Consider the following 20917-nt stretch of genomic DNA (forward strand, 5'->3'; position numbering starts at 1 on the left):
AACCCCTTCCATGGAATCCGGAGATCGATAAATGGCACTTCACGTTCTGCATTATTTGCATCAAGACCGCGCCCAGTGGGGCGTGGTCGCTAATGGCGCTATCACGCCGATTCCTGGCGAGTTCAAGTCGACCTCCGAGTTTATCGAGGCCAACCCGGTCGAACGGCTGCTGGTGCTAAGCGGTCCCACGATTCTCGAATCGGAGGTGCAATGGTTGTCGCCCGTGACCGTCAATCAGCAGTTCATCTGCCAGGGCGCGAATTATCGCCAGCATATGATCGAGTCCGGAATGGACCCGGATGTGAAGAAATTCAACATGATCTTCACGAAGGCGACGAGCTGCATCGTTGCGGCCGACTCGCCCGTGGTTAAGCCAAACGAAGTGCAGTTCCTTGACTACGAGATCGAACTCGGTCTCGTCCTCAAACGCAACATTACGTCGCGCGAAACGGTCACTGAGGAAAACCTGCATGACTACATCGCCGGCGCCGTGATCGTCAACGACTATTCCGCGCGCGACATCCAGATTCCGCAAATGCAGTTCTACAAGGGCAAGAGCTATCGCACTTTCGGCCCTGTCGGCCCTTACCTGTGCCTCCTGGAGAAACGGGATATTTCAAAGCTGAAGGAGCTCGTGCTGACGCTGACGGTGAACGGAGCTGTCCGCCAGAATGACTCCACGGCGGGCCTCGTCTACGGCCCGGCAGAGACCTTAACAGAGCTTTCAGGCGTACACGACCTGCGCGCCGGGGACCTGCTCGCCACCGGCACGCCCTCCGGTTGTGCCCTGAGCATTCCGTCACCGGAAAAGATGCGCGCCGCGGCGCAGCTGCCTGAAGCGGAAAAATGGCGTCTGTTCCTGAAGATGCAGGAGGAAAGGCCACAGTACCTGCGCGTGGGTGACATCGTGGAGGCGCATATCGTCAGCAATGACCGCTCGATCAATCTGGGCGTACAGCATAACGTCGTTGTAGAAGAGGCGGCATGAAAGGCGTCGCAAATATAGACGATGTCCTTGCCATCGAAACGCAGGGACAACCGGCGGATCTTCCGTCGAGTACCTACGAGATGATCTGTCGGGGCGCAGCCATCAATCCAATGGCACCCGCGCTTTCGTTCTTTGCAACGGCCGACGACCATCGGAACGCTGAGTGCTGGACGTATAGCGAACTCGTGCGTGATGTCACGCGAACCGCGAATATGTTTTCGCACCTGGGGGTACAGCGCGACTCGGTGGTCGCGTACGTTCTGCCCAACCTCCCTGAAACGCACTTTGTGATCTGGGGCGGGGAAGCCGCCGGGATTGTCTGCGCGATCAATCCGCTGCTTGAAGGCGAAGCCATCGGCGAATTGCTCAACGCCTCAGGTGCGAGCGTGCTCGTCACCCTGGCGCCGTTTCCCGGAACCGACCTTTGGCAGAAGGTGCAATCGGTGCTGCGCAAGGTCCCTTGCCTGCAGCATCTCGTGCTCGTGAATCCGGCCGACCGCGTGCCGGGTGAAAAAGGCTTCGAGGCCCGGATGCTCCAACGCGGCGAGTGTTCAAAACTGCATGGACCTGGCGGCATTCACAGTGCCGTTCCTGCGCATGTTGGCATCCACGATTTCAGCACTGCAATCGCGAAAGAGTCGGGGGTAGCGCTCAGCAGCACGCGTCGGATGAGTATTGATGATGTGTCGTCCTTCTTCTGCACGGGCGGCACCACCGGACTGCCGAAGATTGCGATTCGCCAGCACGGCAACGAGGTGGCCAATGCGTGGAACGCGGGTCAATTCTTCGGCGAAAGCATTGGTCCGGGGAAAACGATTTTTTGCGGACTGCCGCTTTTCCACGTCAACGCCGTGATCGTGACAGGTCTGCTGGCGTTCTCGCGTGGTGCCCACGTCGTGCTCGGCACACCACAAGGTTATCGGGGCGAGGGCGTTGTAAAACGTTTCTGGGAAATTGTCGAGCATTACCGCATCAATTTCTTCAGCGGTGTTCCGACACTCTACGGATCGCTGCTGGACGTTCCGGTTGGCGAGCGCGATATCAGTTCTCTCGAGTATGGCCTGTGCGGCGCCGCCCCCATGCCGGTGGAATTACTTCGCACGTTCCAGGATCGTACAGGAATCAGAATCCTCGAGGGCTACGGCCTCACGGAAGGGACTTGCGTTAGCAGTGTTAACCCACCGCTTGGCGAGCGCAAGGTCGGTTCGATTGGTCTCCGTCTGCCTGGTCAGGCAATGAAAGCTGTGGTGGTCGATGAAAGCGGCCGGTATGTACGGGACTGCGTCGCGGATGAGGTCGGCCAATTGGTTATTTCCGGGCCAAACGTGTTCGCTGGCTATACCCGGCCGGAGCAGAACAGCGGCATCTGGATGGAAGGCAGCGACGGCGGGCGCTGGCTCAATACCGGAGATCTTGGACGCTGCGACCACGACGGCTACTTCTGGCTCACCGGCCGGAAGAAGGAGCTGATTATCCGGGGCGGACACAACATCGACCCTGCGGCAATCGAAGAACCACTGCATCGCCATCCCGCAGTCCAGATTGCTGCAGCTGTGGGGCGCCCCGATATGCACGCGGGCGAGTTGCCGGTTGCCTATGTCCAGCTAAAGCCGGGCACAACGGCAACCGAAGAGGAACTGGCCGAGTTTCTGCGTCGCGAGATCAACGAACGCGCCGCGTTGCCAAAGGGGATACGGATCGTAGACGCGATGCCGCTGACGGGTGTGGGCAAGATCTTTAAGCCGGCGCTGAAACGGTCCGAAACGACAGACGCCCTACGGTCGGCACTCGTGGAGGCTGGCGTTGAGCATGCAGCCGTTAGCCTTGTTGACGACACCTCGCGCGGATTGTTACTCCACGTCGAACTTGCCGACCCCGCGTTCGAGGCACTGGCGACTTCCGCGCTCGGGCGCTTTCCGTTCGCATTTTCGATCTCGGTCGTCGCGAGGCCGTCACGGGCGGAGCAACCGACGGGGACAGACGCAACAGCGACAGATACGCAGGGCAGCCCAACGTGAAACGAGCCACGACATCAACGGGGCGCGTTGGGTCACGCCCGGACTAAAGGTTAATCCGGTGTACGCGCCGCGATGCCGCGGTTCAAATGCCTGCCGGTGTCTATAGATTAGAACGCCTAATGGTTTGGAGGGAAAGAGGATGAGTGTTGCATCAGAAAGGTCTTTGCGTTCGCAGGTTGAAAAATGGCTCGGACCGACTTCTTCGACGCCGATTCGAGTTACCCGATTCAGCCGCGCGCGCTCGAATCAGAGGCCGTGCGTGCGTATCGAGCTACTGCTACCGGGAGGCCCGCTCGGATTCTTTTTCTTCCGGCACCGCGACGGCACGTGGTGCGTGTTCCCGCCTGAGACGGAACGCCTGGCCATGCACGCTTACTAGGCGTGCAGGGCGATCGGAGGATGCGACATTGTGGCAATACGGAGGAAGGAAAAACAATCAATTGAACGAATCCAACGGCAACACCACTGATTCATAAAAATTTCCAGACAGAGAGACAGGAGAAGAGACTTGAGGAATTACAAACGCGCGATTACTTCGGTCGGTATGGCGGCTTGCATCTGCTCGGCTGCGCTTATCGACAATGCCAATGCGCAGTCAGCCGGAAGCATAACGCTGGCGACAGGATGGCTTCACATTGCACCACAGGGCGACGCAACGCCACTAACCGTGGAAAGCATTGGCGGCGTGGCGGTGAATCAGCAGCTATCTGGTAGCGGAGCGCATGCGAGCTCAACGGATACGGTGGGAATTACCACCGAGTACTACGTCACGGACAACATTGGTGTCGCCATGCTTTTTGGACTACCGATGAAGGTGAATCTGGTTGGCGACGGGACGCTACATAAGTATGGCAACCTCGGCACGACAAAGCCGATGCCGCCCGCCATCGAACTTCGATACCACCTGTTTTCAGCCGAATCGAAATTCCGTCCGTTCATAGGGCTCGGCGTGAACTATACGTGGTTCACCCAGGTTCGGACAACCAATAGCCAGTTTGTCACTGATAGCCTTGGTCCAGGCGGCTCGGCACGTGCGACACTCAGTTCATCGTGGAATCCTGTATTCGAGGTCGGGGCAAATTACGCGATTACAAAACACTGGTCGGTCGGAACCTCTCTCGGCTACGTTCCGGTGAAGACCCACCTTACGTTATACGGGCAGACCGCAACGGGAACGCAGATCGTTTCCAAATCGACGCTCCGACTCAATCCCCTTAACGTCTTCCTGAACGTCGCCTATACCTTCTAGCGCGTACAGGTCGTCGATGCGCCAATCGAGGGGTTTGAACGCTCATCGAAGACACGGAAGTTATTTTTTCGCCACCCGGACCTGACTGCGGGCCGCGACCTCACGGTCGATTACACATATTGCGACACACGCTGCTGCAAAGGAGCCCGGCGATGCCGGGTCTCTGACCCACAGCCGACATGACCATGCTCGTTTGGGCTGCTCACACGCTCGGGGAAACGGTCGGTCATGCCGTCATGTCACCGCTTGCGCAGCAAAGCTTCTCTTTGGATTGAATAATGAAACGACAGGTCCTCAAGACCATTCTTTTTGCCTTGCCCAAGGTCCTTGACATGACGGCACGCCGCTTTCCCGCCTATCGTGATCGCCTGAAGGAGCGCGATCTCGTCGCCTGGATCGGACTCGCGGATGAAAGCATCGGCCGTGTCATCACGTTCAGGAACGGGCGCGTTCGGTCGCGCGCCGGCAGGCATCGGCGGCCCGACGTGCGCATGGCCTTCAAGGATGTGGCCACCGCCCTGAAGTTCCTTTCGCCCAAGCCGGATCAGGGCGAAATCATCCATGCCGCCAAGAACTTCAAGGTGGTCACTGAGGGCGAGGACGAACTCCTGGTGTGGCTGTTGCAAACCCTGAGCATGATGCAGACCGTCGGCCTGCCGATGGGCACACCCATGCGCGATGGCACCCGCCGCTACACTACCTGCACCAACGGCGGCCCGCTGTTCGTCTACGTCAAGGATGGTCGCGTCGTTCGGGTGACACCCATCGATCTGGACAGCACGGATGCGCCAAGTTACGTGATCGAGGCGCGCGGACGCCGCTTCAGCCCGCCACGGCGTGGATTGGTCGCGCCCCATGCCTTGACGCTCAAGTCGCTCGTTTACTCCGACAAGCGCATCCTTCATCCCATGAAGCGGGTCGATTTCGACCCTGACGGTGAACGCAATCCCCAGAACCGGGGTAAGTCTGGCTATGTGCGCATCAGCTGGGACGAGGCCCTGGATATTCTCACCAGGGAAATCAACCGGCAGAAGCGTGTTCACGGTCCTGGTTCCATTACCTTTCCCCTGTCGTCCCACCACCAGTGGGGCAATGTGGGCTACTACCTCAGCGCGCTGACGCGCTTTGCCAACCTGATCGGCTTCACCCGAGTCGCTGCAAATCCAGACAGCTGGGAAGGCTGGTACTGGGGCGCCATGCATCATTTCGGCAACTCAATGCGCATCGGCGTGCCGTCCGGCTACGGCGGCGTCGAGGATTGCCTCAAGGAGTCCGACATGATCGTCTTCTGGTCCTGCGACCCCGAAAGCACCAACGGGGCCTATGCGGGATTCGAGGGGACGCCGCGGCGCCTGTGGGCCAAGGAACTCGGCATCGAGTTCGTTCATATCGACCCGCACTGCAACCCCACTGCCCAATTGCTGGGCGGGCGCTGGATTCCGGTTCGACCGCAAACCGACGCTGCGCTCGCCACCGCCATCATGTATGTGTGGGCCGTGGAGGACCTGTACGACAAGGATTACATCGCCGCCCGCACGACCGGATTCGACGAGTGGAGGGCCTATCTTCTCGGCGAAACCGACGGCGTTCCCAAGACTCCCGAGTGGCAGGAGAGCGAGACCGGCGTGCCGGCCAAGGACGCTCGCGCGCTTGCGCGCCGATGGGGGAACAGGAAGGTCCATCTGGCCGTTGGGATGACCGGCGCGGGATTCGGTGGCGCGGGCCGCGGCGCGACTGGAGCACAATGGGCGCGCTGCATGATCATGATGATGGCGATGCAGGGCTGGGGTAAGCCGGGGGTCAATTTCGGCTGCCTTGAAGTCGGTGTCCCCCATGATCTCCATTTCTATTTCCCCGGCTACGCGGACGGCGGTATTTCCGGCGACCTGGCGTGGACCGCAAATGCGGTGAACAATTACCAGCGCATGCCGCACATCCTGACCATGAATCCGGTCAAGCAAATGGTCCCGCGCCAGCAACTGCCCGACGCCATCATCAACGGCCATGCCACGGGCTACCTCTGGGACGGCATCTCGCAGGAAGCCCAGTTCGCGCCGTTCAGCTACCCCATGCCCGGGTATTCGCCGATCCACATGATCTATCGTTACGGCGGGTCCGCCTTCAGCACGGTGACGAATTCCGGACGCTGGGCCGACGCCTACCGGCACCCCAGCATCGAGTTCGTGGTCAACCAGTCGATCTGGATGGAAGGCGAGGCCCAGTTTGCGGACATCATCCTGCCTGCATGCACTTCGCTGGAGCGCTGGGACATCGGCGAATGGTCGAATTCCGGCGGCTACGCCCACCATGGGTATGGCACGGTCAATCATCGCGTGATGACGCTGCAGCACAAGTGCATCGAACCTTTGGGCGAGTCCCGTTCCGACTACGACATCTTCACCGCGATCATGACCAGGCTGGGCTTGGGCGGGGTGTTTACCGAGGGATGCAGCGAGCTTGACTGGGTCAAGCGGGTCTTCGACTCGTCGGATCTGCCCGATCACATCTCGTGGCGTGAGTTTTGCCGTAAAGGCTATTTTGTCGTGCCATCCGAAAAGCCTGAGTTGCGCCATCCGGTGGACATGCGTTGGTTCGCGGAGGGCCGGCGGAAAGACGTTCAGGAACCACATCCGCTGCCGTCCCAGTTCGCCGAAAAATTTGGCACAGGACTGCAGACGCCGAGCGGCAAGCTGGAGTTCGTGCCGGAGTTGCTGAAGCGGCATACTGCGGACAATCCCGAGCGGCCGCCGCTCAACCGATATATCCCCTCCTGGGAGGGGCTGCGCTCGGACCTGGCTCAGCGTTATCCGCTGCAGTTGATTGCCACTCACAGCCGTTACAGCTTCCATACCCATTGCGACGGCAAGAATTCCTCTGTTAACAGCATCGAGGACCATCGCGCGCTGATCGGCGGCCACCGCTTCTGGCTGCTGAGGCTTAGTCGGGAAGATGCGACCGTGCGGGGCATTGCCCATCGCGACCTCGTGAAGGTTTACAACGACCGGGGCGCGGTGATCTGCGCAGCCGACGTCTCGCCGCTGGTCTACGCGGGAGTGGTCAAGTCGTATGAGGCGAGCGCCGAATTCAAACTGATTGAAATCGAAGGCGAACGCGTCGAAATCGGCGGTTGCATGAACATGCTGACCCCTGACCGGCCTCAAACCGCCGGCACCAGCAGCATGAGCCCCAACTCCTGCCTGGTGCAGGTCGAAAAGTGGAGAAGTGCCGAGGCGTTCAAGCTCGGTCGCGCGGCGTGAGGAACATGGAATGAGCAAGTGGAATCTGGTTATCAAAGTCGGGCGTTGCGAGAACTGTCAGAACTGCGTCATTGCCGCGCGGGACGAGCACGTCGGCAACGACTTCCCCGGTTATGCCGCGCCCGCGTCGCCCAACGCCGACAGCCCCGTTCGCATCCTGCGCCGTGTCCAGGGCGACTCGCATATGGTCGAGACCACGTATCTGCCGGTCATGTGCAACCATTGCGACGACGCGCCGTGCATGCGTGTGGGAGGCAGCGCCATTCGCAAGCGCGCCGATGGCATCGTCATCATCGACCCGGACAAGGCGCGGGGCCGGAAAGACATCGTGAAGTCGTGCCCGTACAAGGCGATCGTCTGGAATGAAGAGTTGCAAGTGCCGCAGACCTGGATCTTCGATGCCCATCTGCTCGATCAGGGTTGGCCCCGGCCGCGTTGCCAGCAGTCCTGTCCCACCGATGTCTTCGAGACGGTCAAGCTGGATGACGCAGCGATGGCCGAGAAGGCCCGGCGCGAGGGGCTCAAGGTATTGCGGCCCAACCTCGGCACGAAGCCACGCGTGTGGTACAGCGACTTGGAGCGCTGGGAAACCTGCTTCATCGGGGGAAGTGTCAGCGCGCAGATGGGGGAAGTGGTGGAGTGCGTCACGAATGCGGTCGTCGCCCTGTACGTCGGCAATCAGAAGGTGGGCGAAACTGTCTCGGACGGCTTCGGCGATTTCCGGTTCGGTGGCCTTGCCAAGGGAAGCGGCCTCTACCGGGTCGAGATCCGTCATGACCTCGGCAACGCCTGGCGCAATTGCGAACTGGACGAAAGCGTTTACCTGGGCGAGTTCAGGCTCGTCCAGTCGACAAACGGCGTGGGAGTCGCGTGATCATGAGCACCGCAACGAAGCTGCTTTGCCGGAGACCGGCGGACCCTGTCCAACTGGAGACACGAACGACCGCGATGCCCCGACCGGGAAAAGGCGAGGTTCTGGTCCGGGTCGAGGCGACGTCGGTCAATCCCATCGACGTCAAGCGCGCCAAGGGAAACCAGGTCAGCGCGTACATCCGCACGCTTTCGGTGTGCGACGGCAGATCATTGCCGCTGCGGGCGGACGCCCTCGCACTCGGCTTGGTGAGCCTGTGCGATGGTGTGCACAGACTTTTTGAGGCTATTGATGCATAACGAATACTTTCAGATCAGCAACGAATCCGGCATCGCACAGCTCCAGCTGAACCGTCCCGACCGGCTCAATACGATGGGGCCGTCCTTCTTTACCGCGTTGCGCGACGCCGTGCTGGCGCTGGATGGCGCGGGTGACACCCGGGCCCTCGTCATCAGTTCCACCGGAAAGCATTTCTCTGCCGGGATGGCGCTCGACGTGTTCACCGGTATGACGGATGTGTTTGACAACAGTAGTCCACGGGCCCGGTTGGGCTTCCAGCACGCGTTGCGAAATCTGATGGACTGCTTCGATACGCTCGATCAGGTCCGGTTTCCAGTCATCTGCGCAATTCAGGGCGGCTGCATCGGCGGGGGCCTCGATCTGGCCGTCGCCTGCGACATTCGCACTTGCACGGCCGACGCATTCTTCGCACTGCAGGAAACGCAGATCGGCATGACGGCTGACCTCGGTGTGCTCCAGCGCCTGCCGAAGATCATTCCCGTAGGCGTGGCTCGCCAGATGGCGTACACCAGTGAGCGATTGAGCGCCGAGCGTGCATTGGCAGTCGGCCTGGTGAATGCCGTGTTGCCCGATGCCGAGGCGCTGCTCCGACACGCGATGGAGCTGGCCGGAACCATCGCGTCGAAGTCCCCGCTGGCCGTTGCCGGGTGCAAGACTGCGATCAACTTCGCGCGCGATCATAGTACGTCCGAATCTCTGCGACATATGGCATTGCTCCAGAGCGCCATATTCGACACCCAGGACCTCGCCGAGGCAATTTCCGCCTGGAATGGAAATCGGCAGGGTCGCTTCGACGCGCTGTCGCCGCTGACAAACCGTGAGAAGGGCAATCCGCAATGACAGGGAACCGTTGCTGGCCATTCGCGCACTCGCTGGTCTACAGCCGTGCAGCTGGAAAGGTCAAAGTCCGAAGAGAAGGTCCTATTCCATTGAAGCGACCGTCCGCGACTCGCTTCCCGGCTGCGTGAACGCGCGGCGGATCTGATCCAGCGTTTTGGCGCGAGCCAGCGGCAGGCCTGCAAGGTACTGAAATTGTCGCACTCGGTGTATGGATATCAGTCGATCGCGCGTGACTTGAACGCGATCGTCATGCGCATCACGGAGGTCACGCGTGAATTATGGCCGCCGCCGGGTGAGTGTGATGCTGTGCCGGGAAGGCCGGAGCGACTGCTAGACTGCTGTCTATCGCTGGATTACGAGTTGCTTGTCCGCGGAAATACGGTTGGAGACGTGGTCCGAGACTGGAATATCCGGTAGCTCCGATCCGGCATTCCAGCCACCCTTTGTTGCCGTTTAGCGAAGAGATCTCGTCATGGAATATGTCGAAAGCCTGCGCGTTTTCCGGTCGGTGGTCGAATTGAAAAGTTTCGCACGGGCGGCGGACAGGCATGGCCTGACCCGGCCGGCGGTGTCGCGGGCCATCACGGGGCTGGAGCAGCGGATGGGATGCCGGCTGTTAAACCGGACCACGCGACAGCTCTCGCTCACCGAAGCCGCGGAGCGATTCTACGAAGGCTGCGTGCGTGTCCTGGACGATCTGGATGCACTCGAGGCGGACGTAGCAAACCAGACGCGGGAAGCGGGCGGCGTCTTGCGGCTAGTCGCCCATACGACGGCGACAATCAGCCGGCTGGTTCCCTTGATTGCCGGATTCAAGCGGGCCCATCCGAAAGTCGCGCTCGATGTGACACTGACGGAGCGGCCCGTTGACCTGGTTGCCGACGGGTATGACCTTGGCATCGTCGTTCCGTACATGGTGACGAGCGAGACGACCGTCGTACGCCTGCTCGAGCGAATTCCGGTTGTCATCGTCGCGACGCCGGAGTATCTGCAAACCTCGTCAATACCGCGACACCCATCTGATTTGGCCAATCACCATTTTGTGCTGATGTCGCCATCGATTCGTCGCGTCAGCATCGACTTTCGGAACGGCGAGAAAGAGCTGAGCGTACCGCGTTGTCTCGATATTTCGTCGAACAGCCCCGCTTTCAACCGGGGAATGGTGCTGCAGGGTTTCGGAATCGGTGTCGTGCCCGAAGACCTTGTAGCCAATGAATTGGCTTCCGGAAAGCTCGTCCGGCTGCTCACCGATTTCCAACTCGTCGACGACTGCATCGAAATTCGGCTCGCTTACAGCAGCCGGACACTGCTGCCTGCCAAGGTGCGCGCATTTATCGACTATGCGGCCGCCTTTTTCGAGGCACTGCCGACGTCGCGCTAGTTCGGGTAAACCGCGCGCGGCAAAGTTTGCGCGAATGCACAGCAGCGTTCGTGCGGTAGCGCTCATGCGCGCGAACCCCGGCGCGTATACGATATCTGAATGAACATGGAGGGCGGTCATGACCACGGCTGCCAGTTTTCATATCGGCTACACGCAATATCTTGGCCCTGGCGGCGAGCCTGCTCAGCCGTTGCCTGCGTTTGCGCGGGACCCGGCCGCGCTGCTTCCGCTCTATCGCGCGATGGTGCTGACACGGGCGTTCGACACGAAGGCCGTCGCACTGCAGCGTACCGGCAAGCTCGGCACTTTCGCGTCGTCGGTTGGACAGGAGGCCATTGGCGTCGGCGTCGCCAGCGCGATGCAGACCGACGACGTGCTGTTTCCGTCCTATCGCGATCACGCCGCGCAATTGCTGCGCGGCGTCACAATGACGGAAAGTCTGCTGTATTGGGGCGGCGACGAACGCGGCAGCGACTTCAGCGTGCCTCGCGACGATTTCCCGAACTGTGTGCCGATCGGCACGCAGGTATGCCATGCGGCTGGCGCGGCCTACGCGTTCCTGCTGCGTCACGAGCCGCGCGTCGCGGTGGCGATACTCGGCGACGGCGGCACGTCCAAAGGCGACTTCTACGAAGCAATGAACATGGCCGGCGTCTGGCAGGCGCCGCTTGTCCTCGTGGTCAATAACAACCAGTGGGCGATCTCGGTGCCGCGCAGCCGCCAGAGCGCCGCGCAAACGCTCGCGCAAAAGGCGATCGCAGCAGGAATCGATGGGCTGCAGGTCGACGGCAACGATGTGATCGCGGTGCATCAGGTGGTGCACGCGGCGCTCGCCAAAGCGCGCCGCGGCGATGGCCCGACGCTGATAGAAGCGCTCAGCTATCGCCTTGGCGATCACACGACAGCCGATGACGCGACGCGTTATCGCGACTCCGAGGTCCTTGGCAAGCAATGGGAATATGAACCGTTGCTGCGCCTGCGCACCTACCTGATGCACATGAACGTCTGGGACAAGGCGCAGGACGAGCAACTCGGCCGCGCGTGTCTTGCCCAGGTCGAGCAGGCCGTCGACGCGTATCTCGGGGTGCCACCACCGGACACATCCGCCATGTTCGATCATCTGTACGAGACCTTGCCGTTGGCGATGCGTGAACAATTGGCGATGGCGCAGCAATTCGCGCCCCCTGCGGGGAACCGCCATGGCTGACCTCAACATGGTCGAGGCGCTCAATCAGGCGCTCGCCTACGAACTGGCGCACGACCCAGCCGTCGTGCTGCTCGGCGAGGATATCGGCGTGAATGGCGGCGTGTTCCGCGCGACGGTTGGGTTGCAGGCGCGATTCGGCGCAGAGCGGGTGATCGATACGCCGTTGGCTGAAACGGCGATCGCCGGCACCGCGATCGGCATGGCGGCGATGGGCCTGAAGCCGGTCGTGGAGATCCAGTTCAGCGGGTTCATCTATCCGGCCATCGACCACGTTCTGAATCACGCGTCGCGTCTTCGGCATCGAACCCGCGGACGGCTGACGTGTCCGCTCGTGATCCGGGCGCCGTCCGGCGCGGGGATCCACGCGCCGGAGCATCATTCCGAAAGTCCTGAGGCGTTGTTTACCCACATCCCCGGATTGCGTGTCGTGACGCCGTCTTCGCCGGCACGTGCATACGGTTTGCTGCTCGCGTCAATCCGCGACCCGGACCCGGTGATCTTTTTCGAACCGACGCGACTCTACCGGCTCTTCAAGCAACCGGTGGAGGATAACGGCGAAGCGTTGCCGCTCGACAGTTGCTTCACGCTGCGCGATGGGTCCGACGTCACGTTGGTGAGTTGGGGCGGCGCGGTGCAGGACGTGCAGGCCGCGGCCGATCTGCTCGCGCAGGAAGGCGTGATGGCCGAGGTGATCGACGTGGCGACGCTCAAACCGCTCGACATGAACACCATTCTCGCGTCGGTGGCGAAAACTGGACGCTGTGTGATCGTGCATGAGGGTTCGCGCACCGGAGGGGTGGGCGCGGAAATAGCAGCCAATGTCGCGGAGCGCGGACTGTACTCGCTGCTCGCGCCGGTGCAGCGCGTCACCGGATATGACGTGGTGGTGCCGCTGTACAGACTCGAAAATCAATATATGCCAGCCACGGAGCGCATCGTCGCCGCGGTCAGGCAGGCTCTGGAGGCCTCGTGAAGCCATGAAAGTCTTCAAACTGCCCGATCTCGGCGAAGGCTTGCAGGAAGCGGAGATCGTCGAGTGGCACGTCAGGAGCGGCGACGAGATTCGCGCGGATCAACCGCTGCTATCGGTTGAAACGGCGAAAGCGATCGTCGAGATTCCATCGCCTCAGTCCGGCCGCATCGCGAAGCTGTTCGGCCAGCCGGGCGACGTCGTGCATCTGGGGGCACCGCTCGCCGCATTCGAAGGAGGGGGCGACGAAGCCGATGCCGGCACCGTGGTCGGCCATATGGAGGTCGGCCAGCACGTTGTGCGGGAAGCACCGGCGGCGCCTGGCAGCGGCATGGGCGCGGGTGCTGGCGCTGGCGCTGGCGTGATCAAGGCAATCCCGGCGGCGCGGGCGCTCGCGCGCAAGCTGGATGTCGATCTGGCGTTGGTGACGCCATCGGGGCCAGAGGGTGTCATCACGGCGGCAGACGTGCAGCGTGTCGCGAAAGTCCTCGCCGAGCTCGGGCCGCCCGAAGTGCTGCGCGGCGTGCGGCGCGCGATGGCGCAGAACATGGCGCGCGCGCAGAGCGAAGTGGCGGCGGCCACCGTCATCGACGATGCCGACATTCATGCGTGGCCGCCCGATTCCGATGTCACGATCCGGCTGATCCGCGCGCTGGTGGCGGGATGCCGCGCCGAACCGGGGCTCAACGCATGGTTCGACGGACACACGGGACGGCGCCACGTGCTGGAGAAAATCGATCTTGGCATCGCCGTCGATCTGCCGGATGGCCTCTTCGTCCCGGTGTTGCGCAACGTCGCGTTGCGCGACCCGGCCGATCTGCGTGGCGGGCTGGACCGTATGCGTGCCGACATCCGGGCGCGCAAGATTCCGCCGGAAGAACTGCGCGGCAATACGATCACACTGTCGAATTTCGGCATGATCGCCGGTAAATATGCGGCGCCCATCGTTGTGCCGCCCACGGTCGCGATTCTCGGGGCCGGGCGCATTCACGAGCAGGTCGTGGCGGTAGCCGGCGTGCCCGCCGTGCATCGGATCTTGCCGCTCAGTCTGACATTCGACCATCGGGTCGTCACGGGCGGTGAGGCGGCGCGTTTTCTGGCCGCGACGATGGCGGATCTGCAGACGGCACGATAGCGGTGCGCGTATCCGGCAGGCCACTCATGGCGCCGCGCTGTCGCCCTGTTTTTTGTGCTGCGACGCCATCCGCTCCTGCTGCGCGGGGGACACCGGATCGTAGTGGCTGAGCTGGATGCTGTAGTTGCCGTGGCCGCCGGCGATGGCGTTCAGACGCGACTGATAGTCGTTGAGTTCGGACAGCGGCACCTGCCCCGCAACGACCACGGCGTTGCCGGCGGCCGTGCGTGTGCCATGCACCTGGCCGCGCTTGGCGGACAGGTCGCCGATGATGTCGCCCATCGCGGCTTCCGGCGTCATCACCTCGATGTCCACGATGGGCTCGAGCAGAATGGGCTGGGCTTTCAGCACCGCATCGATGAAAGCCTTGCGCCCGGCGGAGACGAATGCCACCTCCTTCGAGTCGACGGGATGGCTCTTGCCGTCGAACACGGTGACGCGCACGTCCTGCATCGGGAAGCCGGCAAGCGGTCCGCTGTCGATGACCTGCAGAATGCCTTTCTCCACGGCGGGAATGAACTGGCCGGGAATGGCGCCGCCCTTGACGGCGTCGACGAACTCGAAGCCCGTGCCGCGCGGCAGTGGCTCCACCCGCAGCATCACTTCGCCGAATTGTCCGGCACCGCCGGTTTGCTTCTTGTGACGGCAATGCCCCTCGGCCTTGCCGCCGATGGTTTCCCGATAGGCGATCTTCGGCGGCCGGGTCACGACCTCGAGCTTGTACTGTTCGGATAGCCGCTCCAGCATGACGCGCAGGTGCAACTCGCCCAGACCTCGCACCACCGTCTCGTTGGTGCTGACCGGGTGTTCGATGCGCAGGCAAGGGTCTTCCGCGCTCAGCTTTTGCAGAACCTCCCAGAGGCGCTGCTCGTTGCCCGGGCGCGCAGGTTCGATGGCCAGGCCATAGATGGATGTGGGGAAGTCGAGCGGGGTCAGGTGGATGTCGCCGTCCTCGGGGGCGTCGTGCAGCACGGCATCGAAGCCGATCTCGTCGACCTTGGCCGTGGCGCAGATATCGCCTGGGCCGGCCTGTGGGACGTCCATGTGCTCTTTGCCCTGCAGCATCATCAGATGGGCGACCCGGAACGGCTGGCGCCCGTCACCGATATACAGCTGACTGTCGCGCCTGATCGTGCCCTGATGGATGCGAAACACCGCCATTTTGCCGATGTAAGGGTCCATGACGATCTTGAAGGCATGGGCCAATACATGCTTGTCGGCGACCGGTTCGGCGCGCATGACTTGCTGGCGGCCGCCGGCATCGCGGTAGAAGAGGGGCGGGTTGCCTTCCATGGGATTGGGCAGGAGCCGGACGAACACGTCGAGCAATTCCGCGATGCCGGCGCCGTTGGCCGCCGACGTGAAGCAGACCGGCACCAGATGACTTTCGCGCAGCGCCCGTTCGAAGGGCTCGTGCAACTGCTCCGGGCTGATGGCCTCGCCCTGTTCCAGGTAGAGCTCCATCAAGGCGGGATCGATCTCGACCACTTGATCGACTAGCGCATTGTGCGCGGCGGCAACAGACAGAAAGTCGGCGTCGCCGGCAGGGTTGAAAAAACAATCCACCACCTGGCGGCCGCTTTGCGCCGGCAGGTTGATAGGCAGGCATTCCTTGCCGAAGGCCTCCTGGATTTGCGTCAGAAGCCCCGGAAGATCGACCTTTTCGCCATCGATGCCGTTCACGACGATCATTCTGCAGAGCTTGCGTTTCTCCGCCCACGCCATCATGCGCCGGGTGGTCATTTCGATACCGGTCTGTGCATTGATGACAATGGCGGCAGTCTCCACAGCTGCCAGGGCACTGATCGACAAGCCGGAAAAATCCGGGTAGCCGGGTGTATCCAGCAGATAAATGCGGGTATCGCGGTAGTGCAGGTGGGTGACGGCGGAGCTCAGCGAGTGGTGATATTTGCGCTCGAGCGGGTCGAAATCGCAGACCGTGTTGCCACGCTCGACGCTGCCGGGCGCGTGTAACGCGCCGCCCTGATGCAGCAGGGCTTCGACAAGCGATGTCTTGCCGCATCCGGCATGCCCGACGAGGGCAATGGTGCGGATGGCGTCGGGGCTGTAATACATGGCCGCCCTCGTCCGGTAGTGGAGGTGGGGCCATTATTGGCGAAAATGGACCCGTGTGCCATACGGGTGATCGTTCCCTTCGTCGTCGCGCCGGCACAGTCACGGCGCTGCCGTCTGCATGTGTTGTTTGCGTGCTAGCACACGCAAACCAAATCGACCTATCCTTAAGGAATCTTGAGCAACCGTTTCCCGTTTCCTTCCTTCTGGAGGAGGTGCGTCATGTCAATGTCTGCCACTCTTGAGGAGTGCCTGCGCAGCAAGGGCTCCCAGTACGAAATCGTGCATCATCCGCACAGCCATTCCAGCATCGAAACCGCGGCGGCAGCGCATATTCCCGGCGATCGCCTCGCCAAAACCGTGCTTTTCGAAGACGAACACGGCTATGTGGCGGCGGTGCTGCCATCGACCTACGCCGTGCGGCTGTCCGAGCTTTGGGCACAGACCGGGCGCCACCTCCTGCTGGCCAAAGAGGTCGATCTGCGGGAGCTGTTCAAGGATTGCGACGTGGGAGCGCTTCCGCCCGTGTGTACGGCCTATGGCATGTATACCTATCTTGACGAGAGCCTCGCCCGTCAGCCGGACGTCTATTTCGAGGCCGGCGATCACGAAGCGCTGATTCACATGAACACCGATCAATTCCTTGATCTGATGGACCGCGCCGAGCGGACACGCTTCGCCCGCCGCATGGCGGGCACGCCGAGCTGACTGGCGCCCGTCGGGTGCAGCAAGGCTTGCGCAGTGCGGCATAAGGGGCACTGCGCCACCCAACCTTTGCGCGAGGCACATCATGCAACGCAGCGAGACGGTCCTGAAGCAGGTGATGGCGGCCTTCGAACGCGAATCCCACCTGAAGCTCCACCATCATCCCATTCATATGAGCCTGGACGGTGGCGCCTTGACCGTGACCGGCGAGGTGCCGGATATCGCATCCAAGAAACGCCTTCTTCAGTTGACCCAGATGCACTGCGACGGAACGCGTCTGGTCGACCAACTGCGGGTTACCGCCAACCCGCCGGTCGGTGATGGCGAGTTACGCACGCATCTTTGCGAACGGCTTGCGCAGACGGTGGAGTTTCGCAACTGCGTGATCTGTGCGCGCGTCAAGGGCCAGCTGGAAGTGCTGCACGGCACCATGGACGAGGCGGGCAACGACGGCAGCGGCGTCGTCGAAGTGACGGTCGAGGACGGCGTCGTGACCTTGACGGGGCAGGTGGGCAGCCTGTCCCATAGGCGCCTCGCGAGTGTGACTGCCTGGTGGGTCGGTGGCTGCCGCGACGTGGTGAACCTGCTGGAGCTGGTGCCCGCCGAAGCAGATGGCGACGAAGAGATTTCCGAGGCTTTGCACCTGGTGCTCGAAACAGATCGGCGTGTGCGCGCCGAGCAGATCACCATCAATGTGGAAAATCACCGGATCACGCTGGCAGGCTGGGTGGCGACGGAGGCGGAAAGACGCCTGGCGGAACAGGACGCCTGGTGTATGGATGCTATCGATGGCGTCGTCAACCGCATCCAGGTGGGGGCCTGATCTGACTGCGGGCAGGTGGAAGCAAGTTGCATTGCCGGACGTTACTGCTTTCCATGGAACGGCGGGCGTGACGGGAAATGAGTACGCGCAAGATTTCGTCGGGCGTGGCGATGGTTGTGTTGTCCGTGGGATGCCTCGCTGCGGACGCGGCGAGTTCGTGCGCTCCGGCGTTCTCCGAGGTCGATGTCAGACACGGCCTCAAAGTACAGACGGATTGCGGACTTCCCGGTCGGCCCCTCAATCGTCTGACCATTCGGTTGAACCGGGTGGTGAACCGCGCCAAACTTTCCGAAGCCCAGATCGTCTCGCTCGCGAGCGCAACCAACGTGATACTGGGCGCGATACATGCGGAATTGGACCGCGTTGGGGGCAAGACGGATACCGCGTTCGCCAATGTCGAGCCGCTAGTCGAGCGCCTTGCCGAGCAAATCAGGGCGCAGCCCGACGCAGCGCTCGCGTCCGAAGCCCGGCAATGGGCCACACGTTACGAGGATCTGCTGCGCAGGTCCTCGATCGCACGGAGTCCTGATCCTCTTGAATTGCAGATCGACGAAGCGCTCGAGCGCTTTGATCTGGACGGCGCGTCACAGTTGCTGGCCCAGCTGCTTGCCGAGCAACAGGAAACTCCGCAGGAAACCCCGCAGGTTTTCGCGGCGCGTTGGTATGCGGCCGGCGAGATCGAATTGCTGCGCTTCGCGCCGCAGCATGCGCTGCCGTATCTGGAAAAGGCCTGCGCGTTGCAACCGGAAGATAGCAGGATGGCGACCGCGCTTGCCGACACTTTGCAGGAGCAACGCGAATTTGAGCGTGCGGAACCGATTTACCGCACGCTGTTGTCGCGCTATCAGCTGCTTGCGCAGCAGAAGCCTGCCGCCTACCAGCCCGAGATTGCGCGCACGCTCGACAAGCTTGGCAACCTGTACGTTGGGCTGCAACGGCCCAGGGAAGCGGAGGCCGCCTATCTGCGGGCGCTGGAGAGCTATTGGGCACTGGCGAAACAGAACCCGGTGGCTTACGGGCCCGCTGTGGCAGAAACATTCGACAACCTCGGCGTCCTATACCGCGATACACAGCGCCTGAAAGAAGCGGCGGATGCTTATCGCGAAGCGCTGGACGTCGATCGTGCGTCGGCCTATCGCGCCCCCGCGACCTACAAACCCGATATGGCGACGACGCTCAACGACCTCGGCATTCTGTACGGCGCCACTCAACGGGAGAGCGATGCGGAGCAGGCGTATCGCGAGGCGCTGCACATCCAGCGGGCGCTCGTGCGAAGCAATCCCGCAGCCTACCGCCCGGCGCTTGCTCGTACGCTCAACAATCTCGGGAATCTTTATAGCGCGATGCAGCAACTCCGCGAAGCAGAGCACGCTTACAAGGAAGCGCTAACGATCCGGCAGCAGCTTGCCCGGGAGAGTCCAGCGCTCTATCGGGCCGATGTGGCGCGCACGCTGACCAATCTTGGCGCGCTCTATCGCGCCACGCAACGGCCGGAGCAGGCGCAGCAAGCCTATCGGCAGGCCTTGCAGATCTATCGTGTGCTCGCGGGGGAAACCCCGACTGTCTACCAGCCGGACGAAGCGCGGACGTTGAACAATCTCGGTGTCCTCTTCAGTCACAGCGGGCGCCCACGCGAGGCTGAAGACGCTTACCGGAACGCGCTGGATCTTTACCGGACTCTGTCGCGAGAGACCCCGGCGGCATACCGCCAGGATGAAGCGCGGACACTTGGCAACCTGAGCGCACTGTTGAGCCAGACTCAACGACCGCTTGAGGCCGAGGCGATCCGGCGTGAAGCAGCCCGCCTTTCCGACACAACGGACGCGCCTTAGATCGCTCCCACGACAACAAGCGCGATCGGTGCGTGCATGACGACGAGCACCGCATCGGCGAGCCCGATCGCGAGTTACTTTTGGCTATCCACGGAGGACATTCGAAAGACTGAGATGCCCTCCATAGGGTCCAGTGTTTCGCGCCAGGGTGCACGCTCCAGTAAGCGGATCGTGTCTTCATACCCTACGGCCCAGCGCCGCTCGATGCCATGCGACGAAAAATCGATATCCCTGTTCAAATCGTCGTTATCGAATGCCGGCGCGTCGAGTTCCAATACTTGCATCGTCGTGCCACAGCCCCAGCCGAGGAGCGCCTGAACCTCCGGCGTAGCGCGCTTTTCTTCCGGAATGTGCTGGCTGAGTTCGCGAATCACGTGACGCAGCCGGTGAATCTGCTTCTGTCGATCGAGATGGCTTTCCGCACGGCTTGAATACTGAATGTCGCGCTGCCGGCTCATGACCTGCAAGATGGATTCGGGTTCCGGCCCGCTTGATGGCCACAACTGCACCGAAAAAATCACCGAGCTGCATCGCGGCCGATCATCGAGCACGGCTTCGAGCGGCGTATTCGAGTAGATGCCGCCGTCCCAGTACGATTCGCCTTCCAGTCGCACCGAAGGGAAGCCGGGCGGAAAAGCGGCGGATGCCATCACGTGCTCGACATCCATTGGCGCGTCGCGATTGGTGAAATAGCGCATACGCCCGCTGCGGACGTTGACCGTGCCAACCGTCAATCGCGTCGCCTTGCGGTTCAGGTAATCGAAATCGATCAGTGAAGACAGGGTGTCACGCAGGGGCTCCGTTGAATAGAATGCCGCCCGCTCCGAGCCGACGCGCGCCTGAATATTCGCCCATGACCCCAGCTGTGGGGTGAAGAACGACGGCACGCCGTGTGTGACGATCGCCAGGTCGCGCGACCAGTTTGCAAGCCCCGGCAACAACCAGCTGGCCGCATCGACGCCACGACGCGCCACGCCGTTCCAGAACTGGGTTAATCGCGCAATGCGGTTCTCCGGCGGATTGCCAGCGATGATCGCGCCGTTTATCGCACCGATCGACGTGCCGATCACCCAGTCGGGGTCGACCTTGCGGTCATGCATCGCCTGATAGACACCAGCCTGGTACGCTCCGAGGGCACCGCCTCCCTGAAACACAAGGACAATCTGTCCGGGAATGTCCGGTGCGGCCTCTGACCGGCCGGCCGCGTTGGCCGCGTTGGCCTTATGCTCGCCGTGCGTCTTCTTACCCATAGCAGGTCTCCCGGACGA

The 20917-nt window shown here is 62.0% G+C and carries 16 protein-coding genes and 1 pseudogene; 15 read left to right on the top strand and 2 right to left on the bottom strand.

Annotated elements, in window-relative coordinates:
- Positions 1–31: 31 nt before the first annotated feature.
- The 12 genes and pseudogenes from AYM40_RS07750 to AYM40_RS07800 all read left to right on the top strand — a co-directional run bounded on the left by AYM40_RS07750 (position 32) and on the right by AYM40_RS07800 (position 14216).
- Positions 32–988, top strand: coding sequence for a fumarylacetoacetate hydrolase family protein (locus tag AYM40_RS07750; RefSeq protein ID WP_063495702.1), 957 nt, complete (start codon positions 32–34; stop codon positions 986–988).
- Entirely contained in the window at positions 985–3006 is a 2022-nt protein-coding gene (locus tag AYM40_RS07755) for an acyl-CoA synthetase (RefSeq protein WP_063495703.1), read from the top strand. Before AYM40_RS07750 ends, AYM40_RS07755 begins: the two co-directional genes overlap by 4 nt.
- A gap of 544 nt (positions 3007–3550) precedes the next feature.
- Complete coding sequence (locus AYM40_RS07760; protein ID WP_063497904.1) at positions 3551–4255, top strand: OmpW/AlkL family protein; 705 nt, start codon at positions 3551–3553, stop codon at positions 4253–4255.
- Between the two features lie 278 nt (positions 4256–4533).
- Entirely contained in the window at positions 4534–7512 is a 2979-nt protein-coding gene (locus AYM40_RS07765) for a molybdopterin-dependent oxidoreductase (RefSeq protein ID WP_063495704.1), read from the top strand.
- Positions 7513–7522: 10 nt separating this feature from the next.
- The gene (locus tag AYM40_RS07770; RefSeq protein WP_063495705.1) at positions 7523–8386 is read left to right on the top strand and encodes a 4Fe-4S dicluster domain-containing protein; all 864 of its coding nucleotides are present in this window, start codon (positions 7523–7525) and stop codon (positions 8384–8386) included.
- Between the two features lie 2 nt (positions 8387–8388).
- Complete coding sequence (locus AYM40_RS07775; RefSeq protein ID WP_148662135.1) at positions 8389–8682, top strand: hypothetical protein; 294 nt, start codon at positions 8389–8391, stop codon at positions 8680–8682.
- Positions 8675–9523 (top strand): enoyl-CoA hydratase-related protein, encoded by an 849-nt coding sequence (locus AYM40_RS07780; protein WP_063495707.1) that lies wholly within the window; start codon positions 8675–8677, stop codon positions 9521–9523. The genes AYM40_RS07775 and AYM40_RS07780 overlap by 8 nt, the downstream gene beginning before the upstream one ends.
- Positions 9524–9637: 114 nt before the next feature.
- Positions 9638–9851 (top strand): annotated as a pseudogene (locus AYM40_RS42310) (IS3 family transposase); the annotation flags it as partial.
- Between the two features lie 144 nt (positions 9852–9995).
- Positions 9996–10904 carry a LysR family transcriptional regulator gene (locus tag AYM40_RS07785; protein ID WP_063495708.1) on the top strand — a complete coding sequence of 303 codons (909 nt, stop codon included), beginning with the start codon at positions 9996–9998 and terminating at the stop codon, positions 10902–10904.
- A 118-nt stretch (positions 10905–11022) separates the two neighbouring features.
- Positions 11023–12111, top strand: a complete 1089-nt coding sequence (gene pdhA / locus AYM40_RS07790) for a pyruvate dehydrogenase (acetyl-transferring) E1 component subunit alpha (RefSeq protein ID WP_063495709.1) — start codon at positions 11023–11025, stop codon at positions 12109–12111.
- Positions 12104–13084, top strand: coding sequence for an alpha-ketoacid dehydrogenase subunit beta (locus AYM40_RS07795; RefSeq protein ID WP_063495710.1), 981 nt, complete (start codon positions 12104–12106; stop codon positions 13082–13084). Before pdhA ends, AYM40_RS07795 begins: the two co-directional genes overlap by 8 nt.
- A 4-nt stretch (positions 13085–13088) precedes the next feature.
- Positions 13089–14216 (top strand): dihydrolipoamide acetyltransferase family protein, encoded by a 1128-nt coding sequence (locus AYM40_RS07800; RefSeq protein ID WP_063495711.1) that lies wholly within the window; start codon positions 13089–13091, stop codon positions 14214–14216.
- A 24-nt stretch (positions 14217–14240) separates the two neighbouring features.
- On the opposite strand, the gene fusA is transcribed toward AYM40_RS07800, so the two are convergent.
- Positions 14241–16292 (bottom strand): elongation factor G, encoded by a 2052-nt coding sequence (gene fusA / locus AYM40_RS07805; RefSeq protein WP_063495712.1) that lies wholly within the window; start codon positions 16290–16292, stop codon positions 14241–14243.
- Positions 16293–16511: 219 nt separating this feature from the next.
- Here fusA and AYM40_RS07810 point away from each other — a divergent pair, with 219 nt between their 5' ends.
- From AYM40_RS07810 to AYM40_RS07820, 3 genes are all read left to right on the top strand, one after another.
- A complete protein-coding gene (locus AYM40_RS07810; RefSeq protein ID WP_063495713.1) occupies positions 16512–16997 on the top strand; it encodes an aminoacyl-tRNA deacylase in 486 nt (161 codons plus the stop codon).
- An 82-nt stretch (positions 16998–17079) separates the two neighbouring features.
- Positions 17080–17817, top strand: coding sequence for a BON domain-containing protein (locus tag AYM40_RS07815; protein WP_063495714.1), 738 nt, complete (start codon positions 17080–17082; stop codon positions 17815–17817).
- 77 nt (positions 17818–17894) lie between these two features.
- Entirely contained in the window at positions 17895–19649 is a 1755-nt protein-coding gene (locus AYM40_RS07820; RefSeq protein ID WP_063495715.1) for a tetratricopeptide repeat protein, read from the top strand.
- Between the two features lie 74 nt (positions 19650–19723).
- Here AYM40_RS07820 and AYM40_RS07825 read toward each other — a convergent pair whose 3' ends face one another.
- Positions 19724–20899 (bottom strand): patatin-like phospholipase family protein, encoded by a 1176-nt coding sequence (locus AYM40_RS07825; protein ID WP_063495716.1) that lies wholly within the window; start codon positions 20897–20899, stop codon positions 19724–19726.
- Between the last annotated feature and the right edge of the window lie 18 nt (positions 20900–20917).

The organism is Paraburkholderia phytofirmans OLGA172 (assembly GCF_001634365.1).
GTDB lineage: Bacteria > Pseudomonadota > Gammaproteobacteria > Burkholderiales > Burkholderiaceae > Paraburkholderia.

Excerpts from the sequence above, each read along its gene's own strand:
- AYM40_RS07750 (WP_063495702.1), top strand. The coding sequence starts at position 32 with ATGGCACTTCACGTTCTGCATTATTTGCATCAAGACCGCGCCCAGTGG.
- AYM40_RS07755 (WP_063495703.1), top strand. The coding sequence starts at position 985 with ATGAAAGGCGTCGCAAATATAGACGATGTCCTTGCCATCGAAACGCAG.
- AYM40_RS07760 (WP_063497904.1), top strand. The coding sequence starts at position 3,551 with ATGGCGGCTTGCATCTGCTCGGCTGCGCTTATCGACAATGCCAATGCG.
- AYM40_RS07765 (WP_063495704.1), top strand. The coding sequence starts at position 4,534 with ATGAAACGACAGGTCCTCAAGACCATTCTTTTTGCCTTGCCCAAGGTC.
- AYM40_RS07770 (WP_063495705.1), top strand. The coding sequence starts at position 7,523 with ATGAGCAAGTGGAATCTGGTTATCAAAGTCGGGCGTTGCGAGAACTGT.
- AYM40_RS07775 (WP_148662135.1), top strand. The coding sequence starts at position 8,389 with ATGAGCACCGCAACGAAGCTGCTTTGCCGGAGACCGGCGGACCCTGTC.
- AYM40_RS07780 (WP_063495707.1), top strand. The coding sequence starts at position 8,675 with ATGCATAACGAATACTTTCAGATCAGCAACGAATCCGGCATCGCACAG.
- AYM40_RS07785 (WP_063495708.1), top strand. The coding sequence starts at position 9,996 with ATGGAATATGTCGAAAGCCTGCGCGTTTTCCGGTCGGTGGTCGAATTG.
- pdhA (WP_063495709.1), top strand. The coding sequence starts at position 11,023 with ATGACCACGGCTGCCAGTTTTCATATCGGCTACACGCAATATCTTGGC.
- AYM40_RS07795 (WP_063495710.1), top strand. The coding sequence starts at position 12,104 with ATGGCTGACCTCAACATGGTCGAGGCGCTCAATCAGGCGCTCGCCTAC.
- AYM40_RS07800 (WP_063495711.1), top strand. The coding sequence starts at position 13,089 with ATGAAAGTCTTCAAACTGCCCGATCTCGGCGAAGGCTTGCAGGAAGCG.
- fusA (WP_063495712.1), bottom strand. The coding sequence starts at position 16,292 with ATGTATTACAGCCCCGACGCCATCCGCACCATTGCCCTCGTCGGGCAT.
- AYM40_RS07810 (WP_063495713.1), top strand. The coding sequence starts at position 16,512 with ATGTCAATGTCTGCCACTCTTGAGGAGTGCCTGCGCAGCAAGGGCTCC.
- AYM40_RS07815 (WP_063495714.1), top strand. The coding sequence starts at position 17,080 with ATGCAACGCAGCGAGACGGTCCTGAAGCAGGTGATGGCGGCCTTCGAA.
- AYM40_RS07820 (WP_063495715.1), top strand. The coding sequence starts at position 17,895 with ATGAGTACGCGCAAGATTTCGTCGGGCGTGGCGATGGTTGTGTTGTCC.
- AYM40_RS07825 (WP_063495716.1), bottom strand. The coding sequence starts at position 20,899 with ATGGGTAAGAAGACGCACGGCGAGCATAAGGCCAACGCGGCCAACGCG.